Here is a 15962-nt window from a genome sequence, read left to right on the forward strand (position 1 = left end):
AGTTACAAATATAAGCAAATATTGATGATTCTTTATTGGATAATACAATATCCTACACAAAAAAAAACGATTGAAAAACAGCGCTTTATTTGTGCTTAAAAGGTTTTTACAGAATCTATAGGCGGTTGGTTTACAACCGTAGCTGTGCTATCGGCAGGGCGACGACGGCGTTCTGGTGCTTTAATTTTGGCTACTTCACTTTCTTCCATCAACGTTACATCTTCTTTGTACTTACCGGTTTCTATTTCAAAATCATCAGCAGTACCAACAATACGCATCGGTACGTTAATTAAACCAAATGGTGGTAAGCCCAAACGGAAACCAACATTAATTTTACCATCCATAGTAACTTGCCCTTCTAACTTACCTCTAAAAGTTGCCATTTTCATGGTTACCGGCGTAATGGTCATAACGTTATTTTTAATTTTAGAATGAATGGCGATTTGATTAAAACTTGCTTTTTCTAAATCTTCTGCATCTGCTTTTTTAGCTACATGTTCTAAAATTTTAAAGTTTTTAAATTTAATATCTTCTAATGTTAACGTGCCTTCGCCTTCAATCGCTTTAAAATCAACATCCATATTCTGATCAATGGCGCCTTTTAAGGTATAATCTAAAGAAACTAATCCGTGGGCATCTTTAGCCATAGTAACCATTTGTGCAAAAATCGGAATTTCTGCATATGCGCGTTGAATGTCAAAATTATTTGCTTTAAAATTGGCTTGATAATTAGCTAATAATCGATGCTGAACCGAGTAATCGCCTTGCATGGCAATGTTTGTTCCTGCCATTTGAAAAACAGCGTGAGGCACATCAATTTTACGATCTTTAACCAATAAGGTACCGTCAAAATTATTTATTTTATAAGCATCAAATTCCAATTCGGCAACTTTAGTCGTAATTTTTAAATTTGCTGTGCGTGGCACTCTAAAAACGCTAGGTCCGCGTTGACGGTTTTTAGCATTTGCAACGGGTGCTACAGAATCGGTTCTAATTTCTTGCTTTTCAATCGCATCTTCAGTATAGGTTTGCAGCATCGCCAAAAATGGTTTGGCATCAATATGTTTACTGCTTAAATCTATTTCTGCTTTAAGTTGCTCGTTAGCATCACGTAAATATTTACGATTAAAAATAAAACGTAAAAAATTATGAATATAACCGTTTAAAACTACGTCTGATTTGCCGTAAGTTGCCGTAAAAGCTTCAAAGCGCATACGGTCTTTAAAAAATTTAAATGTTCCGCTTTCAATTTCAAAAGTTTCAGGAAACATCGGGCTGTTAATTTTTACGTTTTTAACCACCAAACGGCCGCCATTTTTTATGTTGCTGAAGTTTTGAGCTACTAAATCTTTTTTAGAACCTTTGGTAATTAAGTTGGTTTCTATAATACCCGAAATTTGCATATCCTTAACCGGTAAAACCTTAGTAAGTTTACCAATATCTAAACTACCCGATGTTTTAATATCATAAAACAAATCGTTTAAGTTATGCACATTTCCTTGAACTTTAAATGGTGATCCGGCAAATAAAAATTCTAAAGGTTCTAAAGTTACATTTAAATCTGCTGCCGAACCTTTTTCACTAGATATGGTTGTAAGCAAGCTTATATTTTCAATAGGAAATTCAGGATATTTTAAAGATTTAATATACCCATCTTTTAATTCAATTTTAGATTTAGAAGCTGGATATTTTTTTTGCGTACGATTTAAAACACCTTGCATGTTAACCGAAACATTTAGTTTACCTTTTACATCTAAGCTATCTAACGGATATATTTTATGAATATCGGCTAAGTTGATTTTAGATTGCAAATTGGTATTTACGGTAAATGGATATAATTTTTTAAGTTCAAAATTACCACGTACGTAATTGTTTATTGCTTCTATATTAATATTAGAAATGATACCCGAAATGTTGTGAATTAAGCTGTCTTTCGCAGTTAATTTTAAATCAAAATTTACGTTTTTAATTGCATCTTCTTTATAAATGTTTTTTAAATATCCGTTTTTAAGATTGGCTGTAAAATTGAATTTAGGAATGCTTTTAAAAATCAACATTTGCTTTTTAAGGCGTTCGTTGTATCCCATTTCGCGCAAATAAACCCCATCAGCATCTAAATTAAGCTGCAATAAACCAGAAATGGTATTTTGGTTTAGGTTTAAAGTTTCTTTAATTCGTTCTAAATCAATAGTTGCGTTAACCTTGGCTTTTAATGCTAACTTTTTAAATCCTTTAGAATGAAAATTGATTTGCGTTTTTTTACCGTCTAAATCAAACGAAAAGTTTTCTAAATCAAATTCCAACTTGTTTATATCCAAATCTTCTATTAAAGCTTTGGCATCAATTTCAATATCTTGCAATGGCTTTTTAATGTTTTTATAAGCCATTGTTCCGTTTTTAATTTGTAAATCGGCTAGCAAAATTGGTTTTGCCGATTGGTTTTGCATGTATTTACCACGTGCTACCAATCTAAAATCAATAGCTCCGGTAATATTCATATCATCGCGCCAATCGTCATAATCGGGAGGAATTAACGAAAACATTTCTTCTAAGGTTGAATTTTTAGATTGCATACGCAAATCAAAATCATAACCGCCTTTTATAAAGGCAAAATAGCCGTTAAACGAAAACGGAAAGTTTTTAATACGAATGTTGTTTTTCTGGAAGGTAAACTTTAATTCTTTCGCATCAATGTTGGTAACAATTTCTGCCGATATAGGTTTGTCGCGTACGTAATCAACGCCATCGGCATTAAAATCGAACGATTTAATTTTTACGTTCGAATTCAAATCAAAATAATCTGCACTTAAATCGCCCGTACCTTTGTAGTTTAAATCGGTAATATTAAAATTTAACGGCGAACTTTTATCGTTGTATTTAATATTGGTTTTGTTAACAATAATTCGTTTAATTTTAAATTCGGTAGCTGTTGTATCGGCAGATTCGGTTGCTTTAATAATATCAAAATTAGCCTTTCCTAAAGAATCTATTTCTAACTGCAAATCTGCCTGATCTAAATAAACCGCATCTAAAATAAATTTACCTTGTAACAACCCCCAAACATTTACGCCAACCGCTGCGGTATTGGCTGTAATTACCTGGTTGCTTTCGGTAAATTTCGGGTTGTTTACTTGCACATCTTTTACGTAAACAATTAAAGCCGGAAAGTACTTAAATACCGAAACGCCAAGCTCATTAAACGAAACTTCGGCATCTAAATATTCATTAGCCATATTTTCGGCTACATCGGTAATTTTATCTTTAAAAAAATAAGGAATTACGGTAACTAGAAGCAAACTGAAAGCAAAAATAGAAACCAAAGTTATGGCAATAATTTTGCTGATTTTTTTTATTTTAGGATGGATAAACTTCATTAGAACAATTAGGTTAAATCGGATTACTTATTTACGGGTGCTGTTACAAAGTTGTAAAAAAAAGCATCATTTAACAAAGTAAATGATGCTTTTATTCGTTACCTTTTTATTAAGGCATTTGTTTTACTTGTAACGAATCGGTTTTTACGGTTTTAAAAACTGAATCGGTATGCGTGCGCATTTTTTCTTGTTCTAAATCTGATTTTAATTCGCTTTCGCTTGCAAAAGCACCATCTTCTTTATATTTACCAACTTTAATTTTAAAATCATCTGCCGTTCCGGTAATTTTCATGGGTACATTAATTAAACCAAATGGCGGTAATCCTAAACGGAAACCTAAATTAAGGTGCGCATCTAAAGTTACTTGCCCTTCAAGCTTGCCTCTAAAACCGGCCATCTTCATGGTGGTTGGTAAAATGGTAATTACATTATCTTTAATGGTTGTTTTTATCGGAATTTGGTTAAACGGTGCATTTTCTAAATCTTTGGCTTTTGCACTTTTAGAAACCTGATTTAAAAGTTTAAAATTTTTAAACTTAATATCTTCTAAAGTTAAAACTCCACCACCGCTAATTGATTTTAAATCTAAATCGAGGTTTTGATTTAAAGCTCCTTCAATAAAATAATTTAAAGATGCAGTTCCGTACGCATCTTGAGCCATGCTAACCATTTCAGCAAAAATAGGCACTTCTTTATACGCACGCTGAATATCAAAATTTTCGGCTTCTATTTGTGCGGTAATATGCGCCAACTTACGTTGGGTTGCCATGTACGTAAAATCCATAGCAAGGTTTGAGCCAGCCATATCTAATTGCGCTTTATTAATAGCAAGCTTTCTGTTTTTGGCTATTAATTTACCACTAAAGTTTTCTACCTTATAAGCTTCAAATTGCATTTTTTTAACTTGGGCAGTAATTACTAAATCGGCCGTTTTAGGAATCCAGATTACGCCTTTTGAGTTGTTTGCTTTTACTTGTTCTTTAATTTGTGGCGTTATAGAATCTATAACAACCGGAGCTGCTTCCATTTCGTTTCGATATTTATAATCGGTATAAATAGCAAGCATTTCCATAAATTCATCAGCATAAATTAAATTACTTTTTAAAGTAAATTCTGATGCTAAAGTTTGCTTGCTTTCCTTTAAATAATGGCGATTATACAGGTAATGTAAAAAGTTATGAATGTACCCAGATAAAGCCAAATCAGATTTTCCGTAGGCAGCATAAAAATCATCAAAATACAAACGATCTTGATAAAACTTGAATGTTCCGCGCTGAATTTGAAAAGTTTCTGGAAAAATTTTGGCTCCAAATTTTAAATTTTTTGCCACCAATTGCCCACCGTTTTTAATATTTTTAAAATTGCGTTTATCTAAATCGGATTTAGAACCTTTCATAACCAAATCGGTCGAAATGGTTCCGCTCATGGTAACGCCTTTAATTGGAAACAACTTGGAAAGGTTGGCTAAATTAATATCGCCATGCGTTTTAATATCGTAATGAATCTGATTTAGATCGTTCACCGAACCCGAAAGTTTAAATGGCGATCCGGCCAATATAAATTGAATAGGATTAAAACGAATAGCTAAACCTTTTGCCGAACCGTTTGGATTGGAAATGCTGGCTTGAATTTGAATGCTATCCAGCGGAATTTTTGGATATTTTAAATGAACCACCGAAGCGTTTTTTAAAACCAAATCCGATTGTGCTGCAGGATATTTTTTTGCTTTACGATCTAAAATTCCTTTTACATTTAAGTTTACATCTAAATCGCCTTTTAACTGCACGCTATCTATGGGGTAAATGCTTTGAATATCGGCCAAATTAATTTTAGCTTTTAACTTAGAATCAATATGCAAGGGTTTTAATTGTAGCAAATTAAAATCACCACGAATGTAATTGGTAAAAGCTTCAACATTTAAATTGGTAAATTGAGCCGAAATATGGTTTAAAATACTGTCTTTTGCTACAACTTTAGCTTTCATTTCAATATTTTTAAAAGCTTTATTGTATTTTACATTTTTAAAATACCCGTTTTTTAAAGGTTCCGTTTAAGGTAAATTTCGGAATACTGGTTATTACCGTATCAATTTTATTTTTCTGAATTCGAATGCCTTTTGCGTACGTGCCGTTAGCAACTAAATCTAAATCTAATTGTCCTTTAAAAATATTTTTTTGTAGGTTTAAAGTTTGTGTTAACCTATCTAAATCCAAATTGGCTTGAATTTCGGTTTTAAGTTGCATTTTTTGATATCCTTTAGAATAAAAATGCATTTGAGTTTTGTTACCAGCCAAATCGAAAGACAAGTTTTTTAAATCTATTTCTAACTCACTTTTATTTAAATTGTAAATCACCGATTTAAAATCGATGTTGATGTTTTTAAGCGGATCTTTTAATTTTTTATAAGATAGCGAACCGTTGTTTATTTTTAAATCGGCCATTATATATGGCTTTTGCGATCGGTCTTGCATGTATTTACCGGGTAATAATTTCGAACTCAATGCCGCCGGTAATATTTAAAGAATTTTTCCATTCTTCATAATCGGGCGGAACCAACGAAAGCATATCTTCTAACGTTGAGTTTTGAGATTTCATGGTTAAATCTAAATCATAACCATCTTTTATAAAAGAAAAATAACCGTTGAAGGAAAAAGGAAAGTTTTTAATTTTGATGTTGTTACGCTCAAACTTAAACTTTAATTCTTCGGCATCAATTTCGGTAACAATTTCTGCCATTATTGGTTTATCTTGTACATAAGGCACATTATCAGCACTAAAATCAAAAGATGAAACGGTTAATGTAGAATTTAAATCGAATGCTTTGGCGCTTAAATCACCTAATCCTTTATAATTTAAATCATCCATTTTAAAAGTTAATGGAGCGCTTTTATCGTTGTACTTGATATTGGAATTGTTAATAACGATTTGACGGATTTTAAATTCAGCATCCGAACTTGTAGCTGTTGTATCGGTGCTGGGTTTTAAAATATTAAAATTTGCAACTCCAAGCGAATCAACTTCTAAATTTAAATTTGCTTCGTCAATAAAAATGGCATCTAAAACAATTTTACCTTTTAGTAATTCGTGAAAATTTACACCAACTGCGGTTGTTTTAATTTCTGCAACGGTTTTGGCATCAATAAACTTTTCGTTTTCAATTTTTAAATCTTTTACATAAATAATAATTGCAGGAAAATATTTAATAATTGAAATACTAAACTCATCAAATTTTACAGTACCATCTACATGCTGATTAGCAATTTGTTCTACTTTTTGTGTTATTTCGGTTTTATAAACACGCGGAATTACAAATATTACTGCACCAATTAGTATAATTAAGATTAGAAAAAAAATAGCGAAAATTTTTACAATACGTTTTATCATGAATATTAGGTTGCGTTTGTATAAGTAACTTTTTACAAGCCGTTTTAGTATTTTTTGGACATAAAAAAACCCAACTAAAAGTTGGGTTTTTAATTTATTGTTTGGATGTTATTTTTCCATATCAACTAAATTCGCTTCAGCAACTTTTTTATAAGTTCCGTCTACTAATTTTGTACGAATTGCTTCGAAAGCAGCCAACGTTTGGTCAATATCTTCAAACGTATGTGACGCTGTAGGAATAACGCGTAATAAAATAATTCCTTTTGGAATTACTGGATAAACCACAATTGATAAGAAAATACCGTAGTTTTCTCTTAAATCGTTTACCATTACCATTGCTTCTGGAATAGAACCTTCTAAGTAAACCGGCGTAACGCATGTATTGGTATCTCCAATATTAAAGCCACGATCTTTTAATCCGTTTTGGATGCGGTTTACGTTATCCCATAATTTGTTTTTTAAATCTGGATTAGAACGTAATAAATCTAAACGTTTTAAAGCTCCTTTTACTAAAATCATTGGTAATGCTTTAGCAAACATTTGTGAGCGTAAGTTGTATTTTAAATAATCAATAATATCTTGATCTGCAGCAACAAAAGCACCGATTGATGCCATTGATTTAGCAAAAGTTGAGAAATAAACGTCAATTCCATCTTGTACGCCTTGTTCTTCACCTGCACCTGCTCCTGTTTTACCTAAGGTACCAAATCCGTGTGCATCGTCAACTAATAAACGGAAATTGTATTTTTCTTTTAAAGCTACAATTTCTTTTAATTTACCTTGTTGCCCACGCATACCAAAAACTCCTTCAGTAATTACTAAAATACCTCCGTTTTGTTCTTCGGCCATTTTAGTTGCACGTTGTAAGTTTTTTTCTAAAGATTCTACATCATTATGTTTGTATGTAAAACGTTTACCCATGTGTAAACGAACCCCATCAATAATACAAGCGTGAGAATCTACATCGTAAACAATTACGTCATTTTTAGTTACTAAAGCATCAATAGTAGAAACCATTCCTTGGTAACCAAAGTTTAACAAATAAGCAGCTTCTTTGTGTACAAAAGCAGCTAATTCTTTTTCTAATTGCTCGTGCCAATTTGTATGTCCAGACATCATACGTGCGCCCATTGGATAAGCAGCACCATATTCAGCAGCAGCTTCAGCATCCGCTTTTAAAACTTCTGGATGCGTAGCTAAACCTAAATAATCGTTGATTGACCAGTTTAATACTTCTTTACCTTGAAAAGACATTCTTGGTCCAAGTTTTCCTTCTAATTTAGGAAATACAAAATATCCTTCAGCTTGTGAAGCCCATTTTCCTAATGGACCTTTATTATCGTGAATTCTTTCAAATAAATCTTTAACCATAATATGTAAAGTTTTTAGTGCTTTTTAAAACGAGACAAAGGTAGTTAAAATTGATAAAATTTCATAATTATAATAGCAATTTGGTTGGGAGTTTTAAAAGATTTCTTATTAAAAAATGACTTTTATCGGGTTTGACAACCATTTTTATATTAAAAAACTCTTAATTTACTAAAACATTAATCTATATTAACTAAAAATACCAATCTATCGTTTTAACTTTGTATAAATAATTAAACGAAAAATAAAAATGAATATATTAGTTTTTGGAGCTAGTACAAGCAAAACATCTATCAATCAGCAATTAGCAATTCATGTAGCTAATAAAATTGAAAATGCAACTTTAAACATTATTGATTTAAACGATTTTGAAATGCCAATTTACTCGTTTGATCGTCAGGCGGCAGGTTTTCCTGAGCAAGCGCATGAATTTTTAAGATTAGTGAAAGAAGCTGATGGTATTGTTGTTTCGTTAGCTGAGCACAACTTAAACTTTAGTACAGCTTTTAAAAACATTTTAGATTGGGTTTCTAGAATTGATATGGAGTTTTTAAAAGATAAAAAAATGTTTGTTTTATCTACTTCACCAGGTGGATATGGCGGTGGAAACGTAATGGAAGTTGGTTTAAAGTTTTTTGGATTTGCAAAAGGCGAAGTAGTAGAAAATTACTCATTCCCGAGCTTTTATGAAAACTTTAAAGACAACCAAATTATCAATTCAGAAATTGATGAGATTGTAAACGAAAAAGTAAAAAGCTTTACCAACATTGTAGCAGCAACTTTAGCAAAATAACAAAAAAAGCAACTTTTATAAGTTGCTTTTTTTATGATAAAATTCTAAAAATAATTGTGGATGATTGGTAGTAATCATATCAAACCGATGATTTAAAAAATAATCTAAATCGTTAGTTTCGTTTACCGTCCATGTATTTAAACTTAATCCCAATTGTTGGGCTTGGGCTATATAATCTTCATTTTTTTTGTACCACGAAAATTGGTAATCTATGCCATTTAATCCGGCTTGCTTAACTTCTTCAGGTAATTTATCGCCTTTTAAATAAGCAACATCGTAAGTTGGTAATTGCTTTTTTAAATGTAAAGCAGCTTCCCACTGAAATAAAATAAATTCAACCTGAATAAAATAAGGTTTGTTAGAAAACAACTCAACTACCTTATCAACCATGCGTAAAGTGCGGTTTACACCCAATTCTGATGCTTTAATTTCAAAAATTAATTGGGTTTTATGTTGTGCTAAACCTATTTCTAAAAAATCGGCAACGGTAGGTAGTTTTTCTCCGTTGGTAAGTGAAAATGTTAATAAATCAGAATAGCTATTCTGCTCAATCTTCTTCCCAAAAAAATCATAATCATGATGTACTACCAAAACGCCATCGGCAGTCATGTGCACATCAAACTCGGTAGCACCTACCCCAATTTCAATAGCTTTGGTTAAAGAAGCCAAACTATTTTCGGGTAAATCGAATTCTAACCAAGCACCACGATGGGCAACAATAGGATTATGTAATTTTTGTTTTTGCATACGTACGCATTAAAAATGGTGGACAAAAGTAATCTTAATTTCGAATTAATTCGCACAAATAAATATTAAATATGTAATTAACATGAACTTAGCTATACGATTTAAAAGAATTACTACGTTGTTTATTTAAATAAATACTAGGTTATGATTGATGAAAAGAACACAAATGACGAAAGCGAAACAACAAACGAATCTTTTTTAGACACACCCCATTCTGAATCTGTTTTGGTTATTGAGGAAGAAATTACTGAAATAAAACCTCCGAAACGCAAAAAAGATAAAAAGAAGAAGAAAAAGGCTAAAAAAGAAAAATCGAAATCGCTAAAAAAATCAGTAACAAAAGATTTAAAATCTGAATTAAAAAAAATTAAGCAGCGTCTAAAAAAAATAACCCGATTGCTTAAAAAATAGCTTATTAAAAATACAATGCCGAAAGATTATCTTCAATACGTTGTAAATCGTAAAAGCTAGAATAATAAACTTGTAACAAGGTTTCTTTTTTATTTTTTATAATAAAAAAGTTCCAATTGTTTTCGTTTTCTGCTTCAAATGGTTCGTAATAAACATATGCGTTGTATTTGTAACAAATTTCTCGGGTTTGTAATAGTAATTTATAAAAAGCTACGGTATAAGAAACTGGTACCTGTTTGTTGCAAAAAATGGTATAAATTTTTTGCGTTTCATCTACATTATATGATTCAAACTCAGTTAAAAATTGGGCAGTATTCATAGGTTTTGGATTTTAACAAAAAGAGCAACACCCCGGTTGCTCTTTTTGTTTATTATGAATTAGAAACTTCTGTTTCAGAATCTGTATTTGGTTCGTCTTTTAAAACTTTTTTGGCTACTTTTCCAACCGTTAAACCTTGAACAATGATAGAGAATAGCACAACAATATAAGTAATTTCTAACAACACATCTTTATATTCGTTATATGGAATGGACATTACTAAAGCAATAGAAACACCGCCACGAATACCACCCCAAACCATTGTTATTAAAGATCCGCGTGAATATACACGTTTACGTAAAATAGATCGTAATGGAATTAATATGGAGAATGCACGAGAAAATAACACAATAAAAATTGCAATAACACCTAATAATAATTGTTTTTGTAAATCGGGTAAAACAAGCAACTCAAAACCAATGAATAAGAATAAAATAGCATTCATTACCTCATCAATCAATTCCCAAAACTTACCTAAATAATCGGTAGTTTCGTCGTTCATTGCTACACGTTTTCCGTAGTTACCAATAATTAAACCAGCAATTACCATTGCCAATGGTGATGAGAAATGTAAATTTTTAGCAATTAAAAAACCACCCATTACAATAGATAAGGTAATTAATACAGCAACTTTATAATCGTTACAACGCTTAATTGCTTTAGATGCAGTAAATCCTAAAATGGTACCTAATAAAATTCCTCCACCAGCTTCTAATAAAAATAACTGTGTTATTGAGCCGAAGGTTGCATAAAAGCTAGAATCGGTGGCGATTTTTAAAACCACAGCAAACATTACTACGGCAACCCCATCGTTAAACAAAGATTCGCCTGTAATTTTGGTTTCTAACGATTTAGGTACTTTTGCTTCTTTTAAAACACCTAAAACAACAATCGGATCGGTTGGTGAAATTAATGTTCCGAATAGTAAACAATAAATAAACGGAATTTCTAACCCTAAAATAGGTGCTGCAAAATATAACAATCCGGAAATAATAAATGAAGATAAAACTACCGAAACGGTTGCGTAGGTTAAAATAGGCCATTTCTGGTCTTTTAAATCCGAAACGTTAACATGCAAAGCACCCGCAAAAAGTAAAAAGTTAAGCATGGCACCCATTAGCACTTCATAAAAATCAAAACCTCGAATTAAGGCATAAAGATCGTGGGTTGTATCAGGAAAAAAATCTTCACCAACTAATCGGATTCCAACAGAAACCAACATGGCAATAATCATAATCCCAATTGTTCCGGGTAATTTTAAAAATCTACTATTTAAATAGGCAAAGATTGATGCTAAAACAATAAGCACCGAAAAGGCGTAATATAATTCCATAAATTAATTGTTTCTCAAAAATACAATTTTATTGTTTTATTAAGTTTATTGCAGCTATTAATTTCTTTATTTTTTTACGGTAGGGCGCATATTTTAACGAAATATCTAACCAATTTGCTCGGCTTACATAAGCGCGTTGGTGTGTAAAGGTATTAAAGCCAAATTTACCGTGATAATTACCCATACCGCTGTTTCCGAATCCGCTCAAAGGCAATTTGTTATTAACCAAATGGCTTAGCACATCGTTCGTACAGCCACCACCAAATTGGACTTGAGACAAAACACGATTAATTTCTGCTTTATTAGTCGAGAAAATGTAAAAAGCCAATGGTTTTTCATTATTTTGGTTGTATTGTATTACCTCATCCATATTTTTATACGTAATAACCGGCAATATCGGACCAAAAATTTCTTGTTGCATTACTTCATCGTTCCAACTTACATCGGTTAAAACGGTAGGTTCTACATACAAATCGGATTCGTCGTGCTGTCCACCAAAATAAATAGTACCGCAATTAAGAAAATTAACTAAACGCTGGTAGTTTTTATTGTTTATGATACGAGGAAAATCGGTAGATTGTTGAATATTTTCGCCATAACAACTTCTTATTCTTGCCGTTAAAGCGTGTAAAAATTCATCTTTTTTTGATTCATGAATCCATATAAAATCGGGAGCAACGCAAGTTTGACCGGCATTTACAAATTTGCCAAAAACAATACGATTAACCGCAACGTTTATATTGGCCGATTCAGTAATTACGCACGGCGATTTGCCGCCCAATTCCAAAACCGTTGGCGTTAAAAATTGAGCAGCGGCTTGATGTACAATTTTACCAACTTGAGGGCTACCAGTAAAAAATATAAAATCGAACTTCTGTTTTAAAATTTCAGTTGCTTCAGCAACACCGCCCTGAACCACCTGCACCCAATTTGCATCAAAAACATTTTGTACAATTTGTTGAATAACAGCTGCCGTTTTTGGTGTTAATTCGGATGGCTTTAAAAGCACAACATTGCCAGCAGCAACAGCAGAAATTAACGGTTGAAAGCACAATAAAAAAGGATAATTCCAGGGAGCGATAATTAAAACCGATCCGTAAGGTTGTTTCTGAATATATTCTGACGAAGGAAAATTTAACAAGCTAGCACGTACTTTTTCTGTTTGCATCCATTTTTTTAAATGCTTAATATGTATTTTTAATTCTAAATAAACCATGGCCAATTCGGTCATATAACCTTCAAAAGCTGGCTTTTTAAAATCAGCTTGCAATGCATCTAAAATTGCTTGCTCTCTATTTTCAATTTCGCTTTTTAATCGTTGTAATTGCAACATACGCTGTTTGTACGTTTGAGTACCGCCAGAATAAAAAAAGCTTTTTTGTTTGGCAAGAATAGCTTGATAATTCATAAACATTTTTACTAAATCACGCTTAAATTTAGTTAAAAATCAGCAAATCAAACCCAAATACATCAAAAAACATATCTTTGCGTTATGTTAAGAATAATAGGGAAATTTTTGTTTTTTTTGGGCGGTTGGAAAATTAAAAACAACCTTGATTTATCTCGAATAGATAAATGCGTTTTGGTTTGTGCTCCGCATACATCCAATTGGGATTTTTATTATACCGTAATTGCCTTTTGGCAAATGGGTATTCCGTATAAATTATTTATAAAAGATGCATGGACCAAACCTTGGTATGGTTATTTTATAAAAAAATTAGGCGGAATTGGAGTTGATAGAAGCCAACGCAACAATATGGTAGATTTTGCTGCATCCTTATTAAAAAATAATAGTAAAATGTACTTATTAAATACTCCAGAAGGTACGCGTGGATATGCCGAAAAATGGAAAAAAGGATTTTATTATATTGCTCAGCAAGCAGAAGTACCTATTTTATTAGCTTTTTGTGATTATGAAAAGAAAGAAGCTGGTATTAAAGCCGAGATTACGATTGCAAACAAAAGTTTAGAAGAAGTTTTTCAGGAAATTGAAGCACATTACCAAGATGTAACAGCAAAATATCCGGAATTGTTTAATAAAAAAATATATTAAAAAAGCCTGAATTATTTCAGGCTTTTTTTATTCTGTAAAAACTTCGTAACCAAAACGCAGTAAGGTTAAGCAAACTACAAATAAAAAGAAATAACGTATAAATCCGTTTCCTTTTTTAATTGCTAATCGTGCTCCTAAAAATCCGCCTAGAGCATTACTTGCAGCCATTGGTAAGGCAACGGCCCAAACTATTTTTCCTTTTAGTAAAAACAAGCAAATAGAACCTAAATTTGTAACCAAATTAACCAATTTAGCATGTGTTGATGCGGTTAAAAAATCAAATCCTAATAAAACAATAAATCCTAAAATAAAAAAACTTCCGGTTCCTGGGCCAATAAATCCATCGTAAAAACCAACAACTAACGCTATAATACTGCCGTATATAAATTGTTTTTTTGTGGAAACTTGACGCGCGCTTACCTGACCAAAATCCTTTTTCAAAAAGGTATAAATAGCCAAAAAAACTAAAACAACAAACAAAACGGGTTTCATAAAATCGTTAGGTATCACAGTAAGCAAATGAGAACCAAAATATGCTGCAACAAAGGCTAAAACAGCCATAAGTATAAACAATTTAAGATAAACTTTTACTTTTTTAAGGTATTGCAAAGTTGCTATAAAAGTTCCGCTAAATGCCGGAATTTTTAATGAACCAATTACTGTAGAAATGGCATATTGAGGCAAAAGTAAAATGGCTAATGGCGTTTGTATTAAACCACCACCGCCAACAATGGCATCTACAAACCCGGCTACAAAAGCAGCCAAACATAAAAGAATTAAAACGTATGTTTCCATCGAAAAAAAGGAAAGCTAAACCGAAATGGTTTAGCTTTTATAATATAAATAATTTACTTACTTAATAAGTTACATTCTAACAATATTAGCACCTAAGGCGCGTAAACGTTCGTCAATACGTTCGTAACCACGATCAATTTGATCTATATTTTGAATGGTACTTGTGCCTTTAGCTGTTAGTGCAGCAATTAACAACGAAATACCGGCTCTAATATCTGGCGATGTCATAATAGTTGCTTTTAATTGTGATTTAAAATCGTGCCCCATTACAACTGCGCGGTGCGGATCGCAAAGCATAATTTTAGCTCCCATATCAATCAATTTATCCACAAAAAATAAGCGGCTTTCAAACATTTTTTGATGAATTAAAACATCTCCTTTTGCTTGGGTGGCAACCACTAAAACAATTGAAAGTAAATCTGGTGTAAAACCAGGCCATGGTGCATCTGCAATGGTTAAAATAGATCCGTCAATATCGGTTTTAACTTCGTATCCGTTTGTATGAGCAGGAATATAAATATCGTCGCCACGGCGTTCTAAAGTAATTCCTAATTTTCTAAATGTACTTGGAATCACACCTAAATTTTCCCAAGAAACGTTTTTAATTGTTATTTCGCCACGCGTCATAGCCGCTAAACCAATCCACGAACCAATTTCAATCATATCAGGTAAAATGGTATGCACGCATCCGTTTAAACATTCAACACCTTCAATAGTTAAAAGGTTAGAACCAATGCCCGTTATTTTTGCCCCCATAGCAACTAACATTTTACAAAGTTGTTGTAGGTACGGCTCACAAGCGGCGTTATAAACCGTTGTAACACCTTTTGCTAAAACAGCTGCCATTACAATGTTTGCTGTTCCGGTTACTGAAGCTTCATCAAGCAACATATAAGTTCCTTTTAAACGGCCCTTACTTTCAACGCCATAAAAATGATCTTCACGGCGGTATCTAAATTTAGCTCCTAACTGAATAAATCCTTCAAAATGCGTATCTAATCTGCGACGGCCAATTTTATCACCACCTGGTTTTGGAATATAACCTTTACCAAAACGAGATAATAAAGGACCTACAATCATAATAGAACCGCGTAATGATCCGCCTTCTTTTTTAAAAGCTTCGGTTTCTAAATATTGTAAGTTAACCTCATCGGCTTGAAATGTATATGAATTGGGTGTGTTTTTTTGAATTTTTACTCCTAAATTACCTAATAATTGTATTAGTTTGTTTACGTCAATAATATCTGGAATATTATTAATTGTAACTTTTTCAGGGGTTAGTAAAACCGCACTTAAAACTTGTAAAGCTTCATTTTTAGCACCCTGCGGTTGTACTTCGCCTTGCAAGGGCAATCCGCCTTCAATTTTAAATATTCCCATAGAAT

General features: G+C 32.2%; 14 protein-coding genes. 3 read left to right on the forward strand and 11 right to left on the reverse strand.

What is annotated here, in order from left to right; genetic code table 11:
* Positions 1 to 95 precede the first annotated feature (95 nt).
* From K5I29_RS07630 to K5I29_RS07650, 5 genes are all read right to left on the reverse strand, one after another.
* Positions 96 to 3374: an AsmA family protein gene (locus K5I29_RS07630; RefSeq protein ID WP_264432146.1), complete on the reverse strand. Its 3279-nt coding sequence runs from the start codon at positions 3372 to 3374 to the stop codon at positions 96 to 98.
* A gap of 109 nt (positions 3375 to 3483) precedes the next feature.
* Complete coding sequence (locus tag K5I29_RS07635; RefSeq protein WP_264432148.1) at positions 3484 to 5358, reverse strand: DUF3971 domain-containing protein; 1875 nt, start codon at positions 5356 to 5358, stop codon at positions 3484 to 3486.
* A gap of 37 nt (positions 5359 to 5395) precedes the next feature.
* The gene (locus tag K5I29_RS07640; protein WP_264432150.1) at positions 5396 to 5875 is read right to left on the reverse strand and encodes a hypothetical protein; all 480 of its coding nucleotides are present in this window, start codon (positions 5873 to 5875) and stop codon (positions 5396 to 5398) included.
* Positions 5850 to 6758, reverse strand: coding sequence for an AsmA family protein (locus tag K5I29_RS07645; RefSeq protein ID WP_264432153.1), 909 nt, complete (start codon positions 6756 to 6758; stop codon positions 5850 to 5852). Before K5I29_RS07645 ends, K5I29_RS07640 begins: the two co-directional genes overlap by 26 nt.
* A gap of 108 nt (positions 6759 to 6866) precedes the next feature.
* Entirely contained in the window at positions 6867 to 8129 is a 1263-nt protein-coding gene (locus K5I29_RS07650; protein ID WP_264432155.1) for an aminotransferase class I/II-fold pyridoxal phosphate-dependent enzyme, read from the reverse strand.
* Between the two features lie 247 nt (positions 8130 to 8376).
* Here K5I29_RS07650 and K5I29_RS07655 point away from each other — a divergent pair, with 247 nt between their 5' ends.
* Complete coding sequence (locus tag K5I29_RS07655; RefSeq protein WP_264432157.1) at positions 8377 to 8919, forward strand: NADPH-dependent FMN reductase; 543 nt, start codon at positions 8377 to 8379, stop codon at positions 8917 to 8919.
* A gap of 15 nt (positions 8920 to 8934) precedes the next feature.
* On the opposite strand, the gene K5I29_RS07660 is transcribed toward K5I29_RS07655, so the two are convergent.
* Positions 8935 to 9666, reverse strand: coding sequence for a glycerophosphodiester phosphodiesterase (locus tag K5I29_RS07660; protein WP_264432158.1), 732 nt, complete (start codon positions 9664 to 9666; stop codon positions 8935 to 8937).
* Positions 9667 to 9810: 144 nt separating this feature from the next.
* On the opposite strand from K5I29_RS07660, the gene K5I29_RS07665 reads away from it, so the two are divergent.
* A complete protein-coding gene (locus K5I29_RS07665) occupies positions 9811 to 10077 on the forward strand; it encodes a hypothetical protein (protein ID WP_264432160.1) in 267 nt (88 codons plus the stop codon).
* A gap of 4 nt (positions 10078 to 10081) precedes the next feature.
* Here K5I29_RS07665 and K5I29_RS07670 read toward each other — a convergent pair whose 3' ends face one another.
* Genes K5I29_RS07670 through K5I29_RS07680 form a run of 3 tightly spaced genes read right to left on the reverse strand, consistent with a single transcriptional unit; the run spans position 10082 to position 13137 of the window.
* Positions 10082 to 10396, reverse strand: a complete 315-nt coding sequence (locus tag K5I29_RS07670; RefSeq protein ID WP_264432161.1) for a hypothetical protein — start codon at positions 10394 to 10396, stop codon at positions 10082 to 10084.
* A 52-nt stretch (positions 10397 to 10448) separates the two neighbouring features.
* The gene (locus tag K5I29_RS07675; protein ID WP_264432163.1) at positions 10449 to 11729 is read right to left on the reverse strand and encodes a cation:proton antiporter; all 1281 of its coding nucleotides are present in this window, start codon (positions 11727 to 11729) and stop codon (positions 10449 to 10451) included.
* Between the two features lie 28 nt (positions 11730 to 11757).
* On the reverse strand, positions 11758 to 13137 hold the full coding sequence (locus K5I29_RS07680; protein WP_264432165.1) for an aldehyde dehydrogenase: 1380 nt from the start codon (positions 13135 to 13137) through the stop codon (positions 11758 to 11760).
* An 84-nt stretch (positions 13138 to 13221) separates the two neighbouring features.
* Here K5I29_RS07680 and K5I29_RS07685 point away from each other — a divergent pair, with 84 nt between their 5' ends.
* Positions 13222 to 13782 (forward strand): 1-acyl-sn-glycerol-3-phosphate acyltransferase, encoded by a 561-nt coding sequence (locus K5I29_RS07685; protein ID WP_264432167.1) that lies wholly within the window; start codon positions 13222 to 13224, stop codon positions 13780 to 13782.
* Between the two features lie 27 nt (positions 13783 to 13809).
* Here the strand turns inward: K5I29_RS07685 and K5I29_RS07690 are convergent, their stop codons facing one another.
* Both K5I29_RS07690 and murA read right to left on the reverse strand, forming a co-directional pair.
* The gene (locus K5I29_RS07690) at positions 13810 to 14577 is read right to left on the reverse strand and encodes a sulfite exporter TauE/SafE family protein (RefSeq protein WP_264432169.1); all 768 of its coding nucleotides are present in this window, start codon (positions 14575 to 14577) and stop codon (positions 13810 to 13812) included.
* 69 nt (positions 14578 to 14646) lie between these two features.
* Positions 14647 to 15957, reverse strand: a complete 1311-nt coding sequence (gene murA, locus K5I29_RS07695; RefSeq protein WP_264432171.1) for a UDP-N-acetylglucosamine 1-carboxyvinyltransferase — start codon at positions 15955 to 15957, stop codon at positions 14647 to 14649.
* Positions 15958 to 15962: the final 5 nt, after the last annotated feature.

It is taken from the genome of Flavobacterium agricola (assembly GCF_025919725.1).
GTDB lineage: Bacteria > Bacteroidota > Bacteroidia > Flavobacteriales > Flavobacteriaceae > Flavobacterium > Flavobacterium agricola.

What these genes read in the sequence shown, in the direction of transcription:
- K5I29_RS07630 (WP_264432146.1), bottom strand. Translation starts at nt 3,374, where the DNA reads ATGAAGTTTATCCATCCTAAAATAAAAAAAATCAGCAAAATTATTGCC.
- K5I29_RS07635 (WP_264432148.1), bottom strand. Translation starts at nt 5,358, where the DNA reads ATGAAAGCTAAAGTTGTAGCAAAAGACAGTATTTTAAACCATATTTCG.
- K5I29_RS07645 (WP_264432153.1), bottom strand. Translation starts at nt 6,758, where the DNA reads ATGATAAAACGTATTGTAAAAATTTTCGCTATTTTTTTTCTAATCTTA.
- K5I29_RS07650 (WP_264432155.1), bottom strand. Translation starts at nt 8,129, where the DNA reads ATGGTTAAAGATTTATTTGAAAGAATTCACGATAATAAAGGTCCATTA.
- K5I29_RS07655 (WP_264432157.1), top strand. Translation starts at nt 8,377, where the DNA reads ATGAATATATTAGTTTTTGGAGCTAGTACAAGCAAAACATCTATCAAT.
- K5I29_RS07660 (WP_264432158.1), bottom strand. Translation starts at nt 9,666, where the DNA reads ATGCAAAAACAAAAATTACATAATCCTATTGTTGCCCATCGTGGTGCT.
- K5I29_RS07665 (WP_264432160.1), top strand. Translation starts at nt 9,811, where the DNA reads ATGATTGATGAAAAGAACACAAATGACGAAAGCGAAACAACAAACGAA.
- K5I29_RS07670 (WP_264432161.1), bottom strand. Translation starts at nt 10,396, where the DNA reads ATGAATACTGCCCAATTTTTAACTGAGTTTGAATCATATAATGTAGAT.
- K5I29_RS07675 (WP_264432163.1), bottom strand. Translation starts at nt 11,729, where the DNA reads ATGGAATTATATTACGCCTTTTCGGTGCTTATTGTTTTAGCATCAATC.
- K5I29_RS07680 (WP_264432165.1), bottom strand. Translation starts at nt 13,137, where the DNA reads ATGAATTATCAAGCTATTCTTGCCAAACAAAAAAGCTTTTTTTATTCT.
- K5I29_RS07685 (WP_264432167.1), top strand. Translation starts at nt 13,222, where the DNA reads ATGTTAAGAATAATAGGGAAATTTTTGTTTTTTTTGGGCGGTTGGAAA.
- K5I29_RS07690 (WP_264432169.1), bottom strand. Translation starts at nt 14,577, where the DNA reads ATGGAAACATACGTTTTAATTCTTTTATGTTTGGCTGCTTTTGTAGCC.
- murA (WP_264432171.1), bottom strand. Translation starts at nt 15,957, where the DNA reads ATGGGAATATTTAAAATTGAAGGCGGATTGCCCTTGCAAGGCGAAGTA.